This window comes from Bradyrhizobium elkanii USDA 76, assembly GCF_023278185.1.
Classification (GTDB): domain Bacteria; phylum Pseudomonadota; class Alphaproteobacteria; order Rhizobiales; family Xanthobacteraceae; genus Bradyrhizobium; species Bradyrhizobium elkanii.
Map to the genome: position 1 here is coordinate 172,758 of NZ_CP066357.1, position 16,067 is coordinate 188,824.

Annotated in this window: 12 protein-coding genes and 1 pseudogene; 12 read left to right on the forward strand and 1 reads right to left on the reverse strand. The window is 64.4% G+C overall.

Translation table 11 applies throughout. The features are described from left to right. Nucleotides 1–109: 109 nt before the first annotated feature. From JEY66_RS43890 to JEY66_RS43945, 12 genes and pseudogenes are all read left to right on the forward strand, one after another. A complete protein-coding gene (locus JEY66_RS43890; RefSeq protein ID WP_018273820.1) occupies nucleotides 110–5,212 on the forward strand; it encodes an N-6 DNA methylase in 5,103 nt (1,700 codons plus the stop codon). Nucleotides 5,213–5,458: 246 nt separating this feature from the next. Then, nucleotides 5,459–7,144 (forward strand): ParB/RepB/Spo0J family partition protein, encoded by a 1,686-nt coding sequence (locus JEY66_RS43895; protein ID WP_018273819.1) that lies wholly within the window; start codon nucleotides 5,459–5,461, stop codon nucleotides 7,142–7,144. A 91-nt stretch (nucleotides 7,145–7,235) separates the two neighbouring features. Further along, nucleotides 7,236–7,715: a hypothetical protein gene (locus JEY66_RS43900; protein WP_018273818.1), complete on the forward strand. Its 480-nt coding sequence runs from the start codon at nucleotides 7,236–7,238 to the stop codon at nucleotides 7,713–7,715. Continuing rightward, a complete protein-coding gene (locus JEY66_RS43905; RefSeq protein ID WP_018273817.1) occupies nucleotides 7,712–8,197 on the forward strand; it encodes a DUF7007 domain-containing protein in 486 nt (161 codons plus the stop codon). The genes JEY66_RS43900 and JEY66_RS43905 overlap by 4 nt, the downstream gene beginning before the upstream one ends. A gap of 57 nt (nucleotides 8,198–8,254) precedes the next feature. Continuing rightward, a complete protein-coding gene (locus JEY66_RS43910) occupies nucleotides 8,255–9,415 on the forward strand; it encodes an IS110 family RNA-guided transposase (protein WP_018273816.1) in 1,161 nt (386 codons plus the stop codon). Nucleotides 9,416–9,701: 286 nt separating this feature from the next. Continuing rightward, a pseudogene (locus tag JEY66_RS43915) lies at nucleotides 9,702–10,124 on the forward strand (DUF7007 domain-containing protein); the annotation flags it as partial. Then, nucleotides 10,121–10,534 (forward strand): hypothetical protein, encoded by a 414-nt coding sequence (locus JEY66_RS43920; RefSeq protein ID WP_018273814.1) that lies wholly within the window; start codon nucleotides 10,121–10,123, stop codon nucleotides 10,532–10,534. The pseudogene JEY66_RS43915 and the gene JEY66_RS43920, both read left to right, overlap by 4 nt. Before the next feature lie 397 nt (nucleotides 10,535–10,931). Further along, nucleotides 10,932–11,519 (forward strand): hypothetical protein, encoded by a 588-nt coding sequence (locus JEY66_RS43925; RefSeq protein WP_026193407.1) that lies wholly within the window; start codon nucleotides 10,932–10,934, stop codon nucleotides 11,517–11,519. A gap of 294 nt (nucleotides 11,520–11,813) precedes the next feature. Beyond that, nucleotides 11,814–12,740: an ArdC family protein gene (locus tag JEY66_RS43930; protein WP_018273812.1), complete on the forward strand. Its 927-nt coding sequence runs from the start codon at nucleotides 11,814–11,816 to the stop codon at nucleotides 12,738–12,740. 659 nt (nucleotides 12,741–13,399) lie between these two features. After that, nucleotides 13,400–13,711 carry a DUF736 domain-containing protein gene (locus JEY66_RS43935; protein WP_018273809.1) on the forward strand — a complete coding sequence of 104 codons (312 nt, stop codon included), beginning with the start codon at nucleotides 13,400–13,402 and terminating at the stop codon, nucleotides 13,709–13,711. 133 nt (nucleotides 13,712–13,844) lie between these two features. Then, nucleotides 13,845–14,153, forward strand: a complete 309-nt coding sequence (locus tag JEY66_RS43940; protein WP_018273808.1) for a type II toxin-antitoxin system RelB/DinJ family antitoxin — start codon at nucleotides 13,845–13,847, stop codon at nucleotides 14,151–14,153. After that, nucleotides 14,150–14,446, forward strand: coding sequence for a type II toxin-antitoxin system RelE/ParE family toxin (locus tag JEY66_RS43945; RefSeq protein ID WP_018273807.1), 297 nt, complete (start codon nucleotides 14,150–14,152; stop codon nucleotides 14,444–14,446). The genes JEY66_RS43940 and JEY66_RS43945 overlap by 4 nt, the downstream gene beginning before the upstream one ends. A gap of 289 nt (nucleotides 14,447–14,735) precedes the next feature. On the opposite strand, the gene JEY66_RS43950 is transcribed toward JEY66_RS43945, so the two are convergent. After that, the gene (locus tag JEY66_RS43950; RefSeq protein WP_018273806.1) at nucleotides 14,736–15,935 is read right to left on the reverse strand and encodes an RHE_PE00001 family protein; all 1,200 of its coding nucleotides are present in this window, start codon (nucleotides 15,933–15,935) and stop codon (nucleotides 14,736–14,738) included. Nucleotides 15,936–16,067 lie beyond the last annotated feature (132 nt).

Sequence of the window (16,067 nt, forward strand, 5' to 3'; positions counted from 1 at the left end):
AGCAACCGGCCAGGCGCCGGCCCACTCATCAATTCCCGCAACGCCGTGCCGTCCGTCTCAGCCCGCGCCGGCGGACGGCCGCGCGCGCCCCAACTGGAGAACATTTCCCATGGCGCATGACGATCCTTTCACCCTCGACCTCTTCGGCAATACCGCCCGTTCATCCAGCCTTGGCCTTGGCGTCACGGGCTTAGCTACCGATTTCGGCAGCGCTGACGACCATGAGGATGATCCGCCCCCGTCGACGCCGGCCTCGGTAGGACCGGCGATCGAATCGGCGCAGCGCTCCGAGGCCGATCACAGCAGGCGCGGCGACAATTTCTATCTTTCCGGCGAGCGCGGCCTCGCAAAGGGCTGGAAGCAGCGCGCCCGCGACAGCATCGCCGCAGTTCGGCTTGCGGCACAGATCGAGGCCGCGCAGCGGTCCGCGACGGTCGAGGAACAGCGGCAACTGATCCGCTTTACGGGCTTTGGCGCCTCAGAGCTCGCCAATGGCGTTTTCCGCCGACCGGGCGAAGCCGAATTCGCGAAGGGCTGGGACGAGATCGGGACCGACCTGCAGGATGTGGTCGATGAGGCTGACTACGCTTCGCTGGCACGCTGTACGCAGTATGCCCATTTCACGCCGGGGTTCATTGTCCAAGCGATGTGGGCGGGTTTGCTGCGCCTCGGCTGGCGCGGCGGCCGCGTGCTCGAGCCCGGCATCGGCACCGGCATGTTTCCGGCGCTGATGCCGCAGGTTCTGCGCGAGGTCTCCCACGTCACCGGCGTCGAGCTCGATCCCGTCACGGCGCGCATCGCGCGGCTATTGCAGCCACGGGCGCGGATCGTCACCGGCGATTTCGCGCGCACCGAGCTGCCGGCGCGGTTCGACCTCGTGATCGGCAATCCGCCCTTCTCCGATCGCACCGTTCGCTCGGACCGCGCGCTGCGCTCGCTCGGTCTGCGGCTCCACGACTATTTCATCATCAAGGCGATCAAGCTGCTGAAGCCGGGCGGGCTCGCCGCCTTCGTCACATCGCACGGCACGATGGACAAGGCGGATGGCTCGGCGCGCGCGCTGATCGCGAAGCACGCCGATCTCCTCGGTGCCATCCGTCTGCCGGAAGGTAGCTTCCGCGCCGATGCCGGCACCAACGTTGTGGTCGACATCCTGTTCTTCCGGCGGCGCAAGCACGGCGAGCCCGAAGGCGACCTGTCATGGCTCGACCTGGAGGAAGTATGTCCGGCGACCGACGACGAGGGCGCAATCCGGGTCAATCGCTGGTTCGCGTTCCATGGCCGCCTTGTGCTCGGCGCGCACGCGCTGACCTCCGGCCCGTTCGGCGAGACCTACACCTGTCTGCCAAGTGACGGCGAGGACCTCGCGACCGCGCTGGACAATGCGATCACCAACCTTCCTGTCGCAATCTATGACGGCGAACCGGAGGCGATCGTCTCTGATGGCGAGCACGAAGCCGTGCCGGCGAAGTCGGAGAGCTCGGCGAGCCTCACGGCGCGCGAGGGCAGCTATCTCCTCGATAGCCGGCATGGCTTGATGCAGATCCTTGATGGACGGTCAGTCGCCGTCAGGTTGCGCAAGGGCCGCAGCGCGGACGGTGTTCCGGAGAAGCACGCTCGGATCATCCAGAAGCTGATCCCCATCCGCGACGCGGTCCGCGAGGTGCTGAAGTGTCAGGAGCTCGATCGGCCGTGGAAGGACGCGCAGGTCAGGCTGCGCATCGTGTGGTCGAACTTCGTGCGCGCCTTCGGTCCGATCAACACGACCGTCGTGTCGACGGTCGAGGATGACGAGACCGGGGAGGTCCGCGAAACGCACCGCAGGCCGAACCTCCAGCCATTCCTGGACGATCCGGACTGCTGGCTGGTGGCCTCAATCGAGGACTACGATCTCGCGTCCGACACGGCGAAGCCGGGCCCGATCTTCACCGAGCGGGTGATAGCGCCGCCGGCGCCGCCCGTCATCACCAGCGCCGCCGACGCGCTGGCCGTCGTTCTCAACGAGCGCGGCCATGTCGACCCCGACCATATCGCGGAGCTCGTGCACCGCGACGCGGACGGCGTCATCGCCGAGCTCGGCAGCGCCATCTTCCGCGATCCCAGCGGCGGCTCGTGGCAGACCGCCGACGCCTATCTGTCGGGTGCTGTGCGCGACAAGCTGAAGGTTGCGGAAGCGGCGGCTGCGCTCGACCCCGCCTATGCGCGGAACGTGACCGCCCTGCGGGAGATGCAGCCTGCCGACCTCCGGCCCTCGGACATCACCGCACGCCTTGGCGCGCCGTGGATTCCCGCCGCCGACATCGTCGCGTTCGTCAAGGAAACGATGGGCGCGGAAATCAGGATTCACCACATGCCGGAACTGGCGTCGTGGACGGTGGAGGCCCGGCAGCTCGGCTGGATGGCCGCCGGCACCTCGGAATGGGGCACGGAGCGGCGGCACGCCGGGCAGCTTCTCTCTGATGCGCTCAACTCCTCCGTCCCGCAGATCTTCGACACGATCAAAGACGGCGACAGCGAACGTCGGGTCCTCAACGTCGTCGACACAGAGGCGGCGAAGGAGAAGCTCTCGAAGATCAAGACCGCCTTTCAGAATTGGATCTGGTCCGACCCGGATCGGACCGACCGGCTGGCGCGGGTCTACAATGACCGCTTCAACAACATCGTGCCGCGCGCCTTCGACGGCTCGCATCTGAAGCTCCCGGGCGCATCGGGCGCCTTCGTTCTCTACGAACATCAGAAGCGCGGCATCTGGCGCATCATCGCCTCAGGCGCGACCTATCTCGCCCACGCCGTCGGCGCCGGCAAGACGATGACGATGGCGGCCGCGATCATGGAACAGCGGCGTCTCGGCCTGATCGCTAAGGCCATGCTTGTCGTTCCCGGCCATTGCCTGGCGCAGGCGGCGCGCGAGTTCCTGGCGCGCTATCCCGGTGCCCGCATCCTCGTCGCCGACGAGACCAACTTCACCAAGGACAAGCGGCACCGCTTCCTGTCGCGCGCCGCGACTGCAACGTGGGACGCGATCATCATCACCCATTCGGCCTTCCGCTTCATCGGCGTGCCGTCCGCCTTCGAGCAGCAGATGATCCAGGACGAGCTCGAGCTCTATGAGACGTTGCTCACCAAGGTCGAGAGCGACGACCGCGTCTCGCGCAAGAGGCTCGAGCGCCTGAAGGAGGGATTGAAGGAACGGCTCGAAGCGCTGGCCACGCGCAAGGACGATCTCCTGACCATCTCCGAGATCGGCGTCGACCAGATCATTGTCGACGAGGGGCAGGAGTTCCGCAAGCTATCCTTCGCTACCAATATGTCGACATTGAAGGGCGTCGATCCGAACGGCTCGCAGCGCGCCTGGGACCTCTATGTAAAGACGCGCTTCATCGAGACCAAGAATCCTGGGCGGGCGCTGGTGCTCGCCTCCGGCACGCCGATCACCAATACGCTCGGTGAGATGTTCTCGGTGCAGCGCTACCTCGGCTACGCAGCGCTCCTGGATCGGGGCCTGCATGAGTTCGACGCCTGGGCCTCGACTTTCGGCGACGTCTCGACGGAGCTCGAGCTCCAGCCGTCCGGCAGGTACAAGCCGGTCACTCGCTTCGCGACCTTCGTGAACGTCCCCGAGCTGATCGCCATGTTCCGGTCCTTCGCCGACGTGGTGATGCCGGAGGACCTGCGGCAGTACGTGAAGGTCCCGGCGATCTCGACGGGCAAGCGCCAGATCCTGACGGCAAAGCCTACGCCGGCGTTCAAGCGCTATCAAGCCCTGCTCGACGCGCGGATCAAGGCGATCGAGACGCGCGACCGGCCGCCGGCGCCGGGTGACGATATTTTGCTTTCTGTCATCACCGATGGGCGGCATGCGGCGATTGACCTGCGTCTGGTCGATCCGGACAACGATAATGAGCCGAACAACAAGCTGAATCTTCTCGTCGGCAACGCCTTCCGCATCTGGAAGGAGACGTCAGACAACAGTTACGTGCGCGCCGACGGCAAGCCGTACGAGCTGCCGGGCGCCGCGCAGATGATCTTCTCTGATCTTGGAACGGTCAGCGTCGAGAAGACGCGAGGCTTCTCGGCCTATCGCTGGATCAGGGACGAGCTCGTCCGCATGGGCGTGCCCCCGTCCGAGATCGCCTTCATGCAGGACTTCAAGAAGTCCGAGGCCAAGCAGCGTCTGTTCGGTGACGTACGTGCCGGCAAGGTCCGGTTCCTGATCGGCTCCTCAGATACAATGGGGACGGGCGTCAACGCGCAACTTCGCCTGAAGGCTCTCCATCATCTCGACGTGCCGTGGCTGCCGTCGCAGATCGCGCAGCGCGAGGGGCGGATAGAGCGCCAGGGCAACCAGCACGACGTCATCGACATCTTCGCCTATGCTACCGAGGGCTCGCTCGACGCGAGCATGTGGCAGAACAACGAGCGCAAGGCTCGCTTCATCGCCGCGGCACTCTCCGGCGATACGTCGATCCGTCGGCTCGAGGATCTCGGTGAAGGCCAAGCCAACCAGTTCGCGATGGCCAAGGCGATCGCGAGCGGCGACCAGCGGCTGATGCGAAAGGCTGGGCTCGAAGCCGACATCGCCCGGCTCGAGCGTCTGAGCGCGGCGCATATCGACGATCAGCACGCCGTCCGTCGGCAGATCCGAGACGCGGGACGCGACATTGAGTTCTGCACGCGGCGGATCGCGGAGGTCGGCAAGGATATCGAGCGCCTTGTTCCGACCGTTGGCGACGCCTTCGCCGCGACTGTGGCCGGCAAGCGCTATGTCGAGCGCAAGGAGGCCGGCCGCGCCCTGATGAAAGAAATTCTGACCCTCGTCCAGCTCCAGCAGGAGGGCGAGACCATCATCACCACGATCGGCGGGTTCGACCTCGCGTACACCGGCGAGCGTTACGGCCGTGACGGCTATCGCTACGGCACCATGCTGATCCGCACCGGGGAAGCGCATGAGATCGAGCTGCCCCTCACAGTGACGCCGCTCGGCGCAATCTCCCGTCTCGAGCACGCGCTCGACGATTTCGAGGGCGAGCGGGAGCGCTATCGCCAGCGTCTCGCCGACGCACATCGCCGGCTCGCCTCGTACCGGTCGCGCGAGGACGGCGAATTCGTATTCGCAGCCGATCTCGCCGAGAAGCGCAGGCAGTGGGCGGAGGTAGAGAAAGCCCTTGCGACGGATGTGGAGGGCGCGGGCGAGAGCGCAATTGCAGCGTGATGAAGGAGGAAGAGAAGGCCTGCTCGCAGATCGGCCAGGCCGGCAACGCTGACGCTCAACCGCCGCCTGCGCGATCCCAGCCCGTCGTCCTTCGCAGGGCTGTTAGCCCTGCTTGTCCGGCCTGGCAGGGATGCTCGGCCGCAGTTGTGCCGGCCCGACCGCGCCGCGGGGCCCGGGGGTGTCTTCGGGAAGAAGACGAGGAAGGGCCCGCAAGGCGCGGTCCGCGAACCCGAACAGGAGAATCTCATGCAGCTCATCAAAATTGATCCGCGTGCGCTGAACGAAAATCCCGACCGCATGCGCCAGACGAAGTCGACGCCGCAGGCCGACGCCCTGCTGCTCGCGACGATCAAGGCCGTCGGCATCGTCCAGCCACCCGTCATCACGCCCGAGACCGGTGGCCGCAACGGCTATGTGATCAATGCCGGTAATCGCCGCGTGAAGCAGGCGATCGCCGCGGGCCTCGAGGAGATCGATGTCCTCGTCGACGAGGCGGCGAACGACAACGGTGCCATGCGCTCGATGATCGAGAATATCGCGCGCGAAGCGCTCAATCCCGTCGACCAGTGGCGCGCGATCGAACGCCTCGTCGCGCTCGGCTGGACCGAAGAGGCAATCGGCGTCGCATTGACCCTGCCCGTCCGGCAGATCAGGAAGCTCCGCTTGCTCGCCAACGTGCTGCCGATCATGCTCGATCACATGGCCAAGGGCGACGTGCCAGACGAACGGCAGCTTCGTACCATCGCCTCGGCGTCGCTCGACGAGCAGAAGGAGGTTTGGAAGAAGCACAAGCCCTCCAAGGCGGATCCGCAGGTGTCGTGGGGGAGCGTGGCGCAGGCCCTGACCAAGGCCCGCATGTACGCACGTCACGCCAGCTTCGGTGACGACCTCGCCCAGGCCTACGGCATCCAGTGGGTCGAGGACCTGTTCGCGCCGGCGGACGAGGATAGCCGCTACACCGCGGATGTCGAAGCGTTCCTTGGCGCGCAGCAGGAGTGGATGACCAACAACTTGCCGAAGCGCGGCATCATCGCCGAGACGACGAACTGGGGCGAGGTCAAGCTGCCGCCGAAGGCGGAGCGCGTCTACGGCAAGCCGTCGAAGTCGGATTGCGCGGCGATGTATCTCGACCGTGACGGCCGTGTGCAGAGCGTGCATTACCGCATGCCTGCGGCGAAGAAGTCGAAGGACAAGGGCACGGCGCCCGGCACTGGCGCTGCCGACGAGAGCACAGCGGTCTCGAAGCCGCGTCCCGACGTGACGCGCAAGGGCATCGAGATCATCGGCGACTTCCGAACCGACGCCCTCCATGAGGCGCTGGCACGCGCGCCCGTCGAGGACGATGCGCTGATGGCGCTGCTGATCCTCGCGTTCGCGGGCCAGAATGTCTCGGTCGATTCCGGTAGCGGCGGCACTTATTATGGCAACCGGCGCATCGCGCGCTATACCGCAACGCTGTTCGATCAGGATGGCAAGCTCGTCCTCGACATGGACACGCTGCGCGTCGCGGCGCGCTCGATCCTCGTTGAGGTTCTCTCGTGCCGGGAAAACCGTACCGACAGCGGCATCGTTGCGCGCGTCGCCGGCGAGGTTGTCGGTGCGGACAGCTTCCTGCCGAACATGGGAACCGACGACTTCCTGTCGTGCCTGTCGCGCGCCGCGCTCGAAGGCTCGTGCAAGGACGCCTCTGTTTTCCCGCGCCAAAAGGTGAAGGACACCCGCGCCGCTTTGGTCGAGCACTTCAAGGAAGGCCGCTTCGTCTATCCGGCAGCGCTGTTCGCTCCGGACAAGGTCAACCTGCTGGCCTGGCTGACGAAGAACGTCGTCACCGCCCCCGACGACGTCGACGACCAGGTCGAAGAGCCGGACGCTGGCGACGAGGACAGCGGCGAAGCCTTAGGTGACGAGGCGTTCCGTGAGGCAGCTGAATAGCCCGCCCGCCATCGACAATCCGAATGACGCCCCGCCGCCGGCCCAGCCGGCGGCGGCTTCGCTTCCAACACCCATGAACAGGAGGACGTCCATGTCCGCGCAGTTGATCTACGATCTCGTCCCGCTCGGAGCGATTATACGGTTTTCCGACGGCACGCCGCGGCCACCGGAGCGGCACCGTAAGAAGCTTGCGGCTTGGGAACACCGCAACAGCGGCGGCCGGCTGATCCGCAAGCAGGCAGAACGCCGCGTCGGCAACACCGTCATCGGCGCCAGCATCACACTGCACGCCGGCAACTATGGCGGCGGCGGTGTCGTGGTGCTTCGCGTCCACCGGACCTTCTCGGTGGACAGCGACGACCTGAGGTTCGTCGCGACCGAACGCCCAAGGGTCGGTTCGGTCCGCGTGCTCAGCCGACCCGGCGAGGACGCTGAACTCGTCTATCTCGCCAGCAGCCGCGCCGACGCCGAAACCTGGCTGCAGAGCCACGGCTATCCGGATGCGGTTCTCGACGAGGTGACAGCCGATGTGCCGGCAGCCGACGTCATAGAGGGGAGGACGGCCGCATGACGACGCCCTCACCGCTCACCACCGAGCCGGATTCGAATTCTGGATTTCCCGAGGTCGAGTTCGGCCGCAGCGGCGACGGCTATCTCGTCGCTCGCGTCGGCGAGACGGCCTTCGCCATGTTGCCGGGACGCGACGCCCGCCATTATCTTGCGACCGGCTGGCGTATCAACCGGCCGATTGCCGAATGGAAGCGCTCTGACTTCTACGGTCATTCCGGTGGGCTCGCCGACGAGGCGGCCTTCCGGACAAAGGTCGTGGAGAACGCCGAGCATCAGCGCGAGAAGCGTGCGCTCGGCCGTCGCGACACCGGCTCCAATGCGAACACGCCATGGGGTCCGTCGCAGGGTGCAACCATCTATGCGGAAGGCGTCATCTGCCATTCGACGGCGGGCCACGTCGGCTTCCATCTCTCGGCCGAGCGCAACCGCAAGGTCAATCCTGTACTGCGCGCGCCGGACGGCTGGTACGAGTCCCATGATTGACGTCGGCGCCGGCCGGCGAAAGGCTGGGCAAGTCGTAATCATGGGGAGCGAGTACAGATGAAAGTGATGTCTCAGCAAGCAGCGGAAACCCGGATGGATGTAGCCAAGGCAATTTACGTCTCGGTGGAGTTGAGCCAGTCAACTTGGCTGGTGACTTCATTCGTGCCGGCCATCGATACCAAGATGGCGCGGAAGGGTCTCCCAGCCGGCCAGATCGGACGGCTGCTCAGCTTGCTCAACGAGCTCCGCGCCAGGGCGCACCGTAAGACCGATTCTTGGCTCCCCGTGATCGTTATCCAGGAGGCAGGCCTTGATGGGTTCTGGGTCCATCGCGTCTTGGCCGACGAAGGTGTTGAGAGCCATGTGGTGGATGCGACATCGATAGCGGTGCCCAGAAAAGCACGCCGAGCTAAAACCGATCGTATCGACGGAGAAACACTCGTCCGCGCACTTATGTCGTTCAAACGGGGTGAGCCACGAACATGTGCGATGGTTCGGATTCCATCCCATGACGAGGAAGACCGGCGTCGGCTCGTCCGGGAAAGGAAAGCCCTGGTTGTCGAGCGACTGACGCACGTCAACCGGATTGAGGGACTTCTGTTCGCACAAGGTATTTCGGGCTACCGACCACTGAATCGCGATCGACGATCTCGCCTCGAAGAGCTTCGCACTGGCGATGGTCGGCCGCTCGCACCTTTCTTGAAAGCCCAGATATCGCGAGAACTTGACCGTCTTGAATTGGTGATCGAGCAGATCAAAGTGATCGAGGCGGAGCGCGATAAGCTTCTGGCGTCCGAACGGAAAGAGGCAAATAGCGCCATTTCCATGCTCGAGAACGTGCGTTGTATCGGACCTGAGTTCGCATCTCTGCTCTGGACGGAAGGCTTTTACAGGCACTTTGACAATCGCCGACAAATCGCGGCTTACGCGGGATTAGCACCAACACCGTGGCAGAGCGGATCCGTTGATCGTGATCAAGGAGTGTCGAAAGCTGGCAACCCGCGGTTACGCACCACGATGATACAGCTGGCCTGGCTCTGGCTGCGCCATCAGCCTGATTCTGCGCTAACCCGCTGGTTCCGGCAGCGAGCAGCATCGAGTGGTTCTGCCCAGCGCAAGAAAATCGTTGTCGCACTCGCCCGCAAACTACTCGTTGCTTTGTGGAAATATGTGACGGTTGGCGTCGTGATTGACGGGGCGAAGCTGAAGAATGCGTAGAAACTGCTCCACATCGTCATCTACTGAAGCCTGATCAGCTTCAGCAGATCCAGGCGGGCGAACCGGAAGTCTTCTTTGGCTTAAACAGCCGAGTATGAGGATGGTAGCGCCTTCCTGAGCCCAGCCCATCGAATGCGGGAATGTGGTGCCGCTGCTTGGCGCAGCGACCGGATATAAGGTTGTCCCGGCTGTTTACCGGTCGAGGAAAGACCTGGGTTCACCTGGATACTGGAGGCCAAACTAATGGAGCAAAACAATGGAGAGCCGATGGCTTGACCAATCATCATATAAGGAAGACGAGGCCTGGGCGATCGTGGCGATCACCTTCCCGCATCTGTTCACCGGCTACGAGCGGCGCTGCGCCGAGCGCACGATCAAGGATAGCTGGCCCGATGGGTGGGAGGCGATTTTCGGGATCGTGCTGCAGCCCGGCGAATCCCGTGAGAAGGATCGGCGCGCCTTCGAGAAGGAGCACGCCGACAACTGGATCGTCGTGTCGGCGATCACGTCGGATCAGCAGCCGGGCTTTGTTGAAGTCGTCGCCACTCCGGGCGGCAGACGCGGCGCGGGCACTGAGGAGCGACGTTTCCTCGTCCCGTCCGAGGAGTACCGGATCGGCCGCTTCGGCTTCGTCGTCGATGAGACCCGCCACCCGGTCTATTCCGGACCATCGAGCTTCATCGGTTGGCAGGGAAGGAAGTCGCCATGAAGGCTTCATCCGAACGCCTCGCCCAGCTTTCGCGCATGGAAGAGGCACGCCGCCAGACGCAGCGCCAACTCAACATGATCGACCGGCAGATCATCCGCCGCATGACGACGCTGATCCCGCAGCTCGGCCGCAAGCGCTCCGGATACCGTCGCGGGAAGCCGCCTGACCCGAGCGCCTTCCTCGAACGCTATCGCTCGAACCTTGCGGCGATCACCGCAGAGCGCCAGCCGGAGATCGATGCGCTCTCGCGCAAGCTCGCCCGGCAGGATGCCGCGATCGAGACGCTGCGGGCTCGATCCGCGCCGGAGTCTCGACCCGCTCGTGACGACCCGGAGCTCGCGCATCGCAAGGACGAATGTCGCAGTCCGGCCAATTGTCGTCCGGGCAATCGGCAAGGCGCTGCAGCCTAGCGGGGCCGAAGCCGACCTTGCGGCTCGCTCAGGCGAACGTCTTGGGCACGGCGCGAAGCTTGCGATCGGCTCCTCGAACCTTTCCGCATTCGCCAACCCGGCCCGCACCCTGTCGGCCCTCCCCTCGGGTTTGCTGCGGTCTGCGCCCCCGGCGGTCCGCTTCAAGGCCAAGTCGCAAGCGACCAGGAACCGCCGATCTCGGCAAGGCCCGACCGCGTCCGGCGCAGGGCCCCAGCAAGCTGGGACCCTGCTGGCCCGCAGCCGGACCTCGCTCGCCTGGCGGTCCCCGGACCTTGAAGCGGCCCTCATCCCGGCGGCGCTGGGCGACCGCACCCGAAGGGAGGTCCGGCAGGGGCCGGATCGAACCTGACGGCGAAACCTTGGAAAGGAATTCACCATGACCAAACCTGTTCGTTCCTCCCGCGCCAGCGCCCGTGTCATCCCGCTTCGCAAGGGCACCACTCTCGAAATGGTCCGGCTCGCCTGTCCCGACGCGGCACAGGCACAGCGAATCTCCGAAAGCTTCGGCCTTGCGATCCTGGACAGCGACGGCATCCGCGATCTGCATGAGAGGCTCATCATCGAAACCGCTGACGCGCTCAAGGACGGCCTGAGTGAACGCGCAATGCAGATTCACCTTCAACGGATCGTCGGCGCTTACGTCGGCTCCGCGCATGGCGCTGGGCAGTTCTACACCCGCGCAGTCACCGAAGCGCGAGATGCGACCGCCAAGCTCGCCAATGACGGCCGCGATGAGGACCTCGATGGTCCGGTCGGCTTCGATAGCCAGGCACAGCGCAAGCGTGAATTCGCCGCCGACATGGGCGTGCAGTCTCACGCGCTTCGCATGGCTGCCGAGGGCGCCGTCGCCGCCTACGAAAAAGTCGTCGGCGAGACCTGGAAGCCTTTCGAGCGTCCTGTCGACAACACGACCGACACCGTCGGGCGGAAGGCGGCCAAGGCGCAAATGTCGGCGTTCGACTAACCGTCGGCGCGGGGCCTCGGCCCCGCGCCTCTTCCACTGCAGCCACCTCGCGGGCCGGTCTGCCAGACCGGCCCAACTTCGTGTCGCCGCTGCAACAAAGGGCGCCTCCCCGCCCTACGCGCCATCGTCGGCTCCTCCCGGTCCGTGGTCCTGTGCCGGACCCTATGCCCGCGCAACGGCTTCTCCGTCCTTCGCGTTGCTTCGGCCCTGCGGGTGCGCGGACCTTGGGCTCGGCAGTGGCGGACCCCGTGAGGAGCCGCGATGGGCGCGGTCTCCCGAACGGAGGTCATTATTATGAACAGGAATGGAGAAAAGGTGCGAGGCGACCTGTACGCCCGCATCACGGACCGCATTGTCGCTGAGCTCGAACGCGGCGTGCGCCCCTGGGTTCAACCTTGGGCCACCGCGAATATGGCAGGCCACATCACGCGACCGCTGCGACACAACGGACAGCCCTATACGGGCATCAACGTCGTGCTGCTTTGGTCAGAAGCCGTCGCGCGCGGCTTCCGCTCTTCGATCTGGATGACGTTCAAGCAGGCCAGCGAACTCGGCGCGCACGTCCGTAAGGGCGAGACCGGCAGCACTGTGGTTTATGCGAGCCGCTTCACCAAGACAGAGACCGACACTCACGGCGACGAAGTCGAAAGGGATATCCCCTTCTTGAAGGCCTATACCGTGTTTTGCGTCGACCAGATCGATGGCTTGCCCGAGCATTATTACGGTCGGCCGGCCGCTGTCGCATCAACGATCGAGCGTAACGCGAGCGCCGACGCTTTCTTTGCCAATACCGGCGCGCTTGTTCGGCATGGCGGCTCGATGGCGTTTTACGCGCCCTCGTCCGATCACATTCAGATGCCGACGATCGAAAGTTTTCGCGACACCGCCTCCTATGTCGCCGTCAGAGCCCATGAAACCGTGCACTGGACCGCTCCCGCTCACCGCGTTAATCGCGATCTCAGCCGTTACAGCAAGGATCGGAGCGAACGCGCGCGCGAAGAGTTGATTGCCGAACTCGGGAGCTGTTTCCTCTGCGCGGATCTCGGGATCTCTCCCGAACTCGAACCGCGACCTGATCATGCAAGCTACCTCGCATCGTGGTTGGAATTTTTATCGAGTGAGAAGCGCTTTATCTTCTCGGCTGCCGCGCATGCGCAACGCGCCGTCGCCTATCTGCACGACCAGCAGCCGAACGCCGCTGAAGTCGAAGAGGCAGCATGATACATGATGAGCGCATAACGTGATTGGCGCCGGCGCTTAGCTATCCGGTGATTCAGGGCAGAGATCCGGCCTTGTTGGCCGCTCGAGGGCCAGTGTCCGTTCATTCCTCGTTCTGCGCCACCTGATTGTGGCCTTGCGTGCCGTCGTTCGAGGAAGACGACGTTCTGACTTTGCACAGGTCGTCGCTGTGCCGAGCAAATCTCGCTCGCGGCCTGCGGATTCACTTTCGGGCCGCGAGGCTCGCTTGACGGCAGAGTAGCGCGCTTACCCGTTTCGGGCTTCGACCCGCAAGCCTGAGGAATTGAAAGATGTGTGCGGTGAGCGGTGATCGGGTTGTTTCGTCGGTCAAGGTTTCGATGGTCGCCATTGTCGGTTTCCTCGGCCATTTCTTCTGGCACACCCACGTCGTCCTCGATTGGCATGTCTGACCGAAGGGCGCCGTCGCTTGAGCGCCGCCTCGCTCTTATCCCCGCAACAGCCGGTTACGACTTTCTTCCCCTGGCCGCTGCGCGCCCATTCCTCGCGCAAGCCAAGAAAGTCGTGCCCGGGCTGCCCTCTACTGCGTGCCGGCCCCTTCGGGGTGCGGGTCGATCGCCTCCGGTCTGTCGCCAGCCATCGAGGCCGCGATGGGCGGCCCGGAAAACTGAAAGGACACGACAATGGCGACCATCGGCACCTTCACCTCGACCGGCAACGGCTTCTCCGGCACGGTTCGCACCCTCGCTCTCAATGCCAAAGCCAAGCTAGTTCGGGTCGAGAATCCCTCCGACAAGGGACCGCACTTCCGCATCTTCGCCGGCAATGTCGAGCTGGGAGCGGCTTGGCAGAAGACCGCCAGGGACACCGAGCGCGATTACCTTTCGGTCAAGCTGGACGATCCGAGCTTCCCGGCTCCGATCTATGCCACCCTGATCGAGGTGGAGCGCCAGGACGGCCTACAGCTCATCTGGTCCCGCCCGAATCGGGATTGAGGGCCCACGCAACGGCCCCGCCGAAAGGCGGGGCCATTTGCCCGCTGTCACAGCCTCGGCTCACGGGGCCGTGATAGTCCCTGGTGCATGTCATTCAAATGTATTACATCTAGCTACGAATAAGGAGGTCGCTATGGCTTCGAATGCCTTGGTCCAAACCCGCATCGATGCGGACGTGAAGGAAAAGGCCACTGCGGTTCTGGAAAATATGGGTCTCACGGTATCCGACGCCGTGCGGATCCTGCTGACGCGCACGGCCAATGAAGGGATGCTTCCGCTGGAGCTCGTGAGCAACAGCCAAGCTTACGATACCTGGTTTCGTGAGAAGGTGCGCCAGGCGTTGGCCGACACGCGGCCTGATATCGATGATTCCGAGGTCGAAGCGCATTTCGCACAACGCCGTGCCGCTGCGCTTCGAAAAGCGCCGGAGCAGGAACGGTGAAACTCGTCTGGTCGCGCTTCGCGTTGTCCGATCGCGACAGCATCTTCAGCTACATCGAGGCCGAGAATCCTCGTGCCGCGGTCCATGTCGACGAACAGATTGCGAATGCCGCGCGGCGCCTGCTCGACTTTCCGGATAGCGGTCGGCCGGGCCGTGTCGCTGGGACGCGCGAGTTGGTCATTCCGCGTACATCTTATGTCGCGGCGTACCTGGTCGACGGCGATACCGTTCGCATCTTGCGCGTGCTCCATGGCGCGCAGATGTGGCCTGACGAACTTACCAACGACGATTGAGGCGGCTCCGTACAGTATCGTGCGACCAGCTGGACGAGCAAGTTTCGATTTATCGCTTATATCGTAGGTTGGCTACGATAAGTACGATCAAACTAAATCTTCAAGCCTTCGTCTCGCGTGCGTGCCGGGCGAATAAAGGCCTAGGTCAGCGTCTCGAGCGTGACCGGAGTTTTCGTCACCCTCGGGCGCTGGGAACGGCCGCTGCGCTGGATTCAACCGCGCGGCATTTTTGTTGGTGCCTTATTGAGACGGTCTTTCAGCCGAGCGTTCACAGCACGGACTTTCGCCTCTACAGGACGCCCCACGCCCGGTAGCGTCCCCGCCCGGTCGCCTCGCGCAGGCCGAGCTCGGCGACCAGGTTTTGGGCAGCACGGGGAGTGATCCCGAGTTCCGCCGCGATCATGCCCGCCGAGACGATCGGCCTCGTCAGCACGTAATCGAGGAGAGCCGGCAGTTTTGAAGTGGCGCGACGGCCGGCGAGTTTTCGGGCGAGCAGGTTTCTGGTCATCAGCCAGCGGTCGTGATCCTTGCGGCCAGACTCGGCGGCGGCCGTCATGGCCTCTAGGTGCACGACCAAACGCGCTGCGACGTCGCGCGGCCGCCGGCGCTCACGCGGAATGCTTTTCAGCCCAGCATGCAGGCACGGCAGATGCGATCGCGTTTTGCCGCGGTCTCTCAACAATGCCGCGGCGAGCAGGCGGCCGAGCCAAGGCGTGTGCTCGAGCGGTTCGATCTCACCCCAGGCGTCGGCGGCAATTGCCCCCGCCAGGGTCGGCGGCAAGCCGCGAGTCTGGTCGATCACATCGCGCCAGTGATCGAGGCGTTCCTCCTCATCCCAGTCGGGATCGTAGATGAGAGAATCCCGCTCCGGCCGAAACCGAGTCTCGTCGGCAAGCCTGCGCTCAGCCCTGGCGTTTGCGGCGTCGACGGCAGCGAAGGCGGAGGCCAAATGGGGATCAGCCTCGATGGCACCGAGCGGCTCTTCGAGATCCACCTCGTCCCGCTCGCCGTCCTCGGCGAGCTCAAAACTTCCCTTACCTTCCTTCCGATTGGTCCTCTCCTCTTCTCGCTCGCCCCGCCCGCGGAGGCTGGAGAGCCCCGGAGCCGACAGCGCCCAACCGGGCTTCGCCTCGGCGATGCGCCGACGGGCGCGCAGCACAGCGTGAGCGCGAGTCAGTTCATGGGTGGGAGCGCGAACGTCCATGCCCGCATCGTGGAGGACGAGGTCATCGAGGTGGACAAGTTCGCCGTCCAGCCACAGACTGGCGCAGGCATCGGTGAAGTGTGTCCGACTGATTGCGCCGTCGCGGATTGGGCTTTTGGCCAGCCGCTCGTCGAAGCGGGCCACAGCATCCTCGGCGGCGGCAAGCGGCCCGGCGAGCTGGACCCAGGGCAGCGGATCGGGGATTTTGTAGGTGGACGGCAAGGTCCTGATAACCTTATTGGGAATCAGCGAAACGGAAGCTAACATGGCTTTCGCTTCCGTCATAGCGACGTCGGTTGCGGACTGTCCGCTTGCAACTCAACGAGCTGTTCTGGCGAGGTCAAGCCAGGCTAGCACCGGTCGGCGCCAAACCGCCGAGAAAGATGCGCCGCTGGTCAGCTCCCCTGCCCTCTTCCG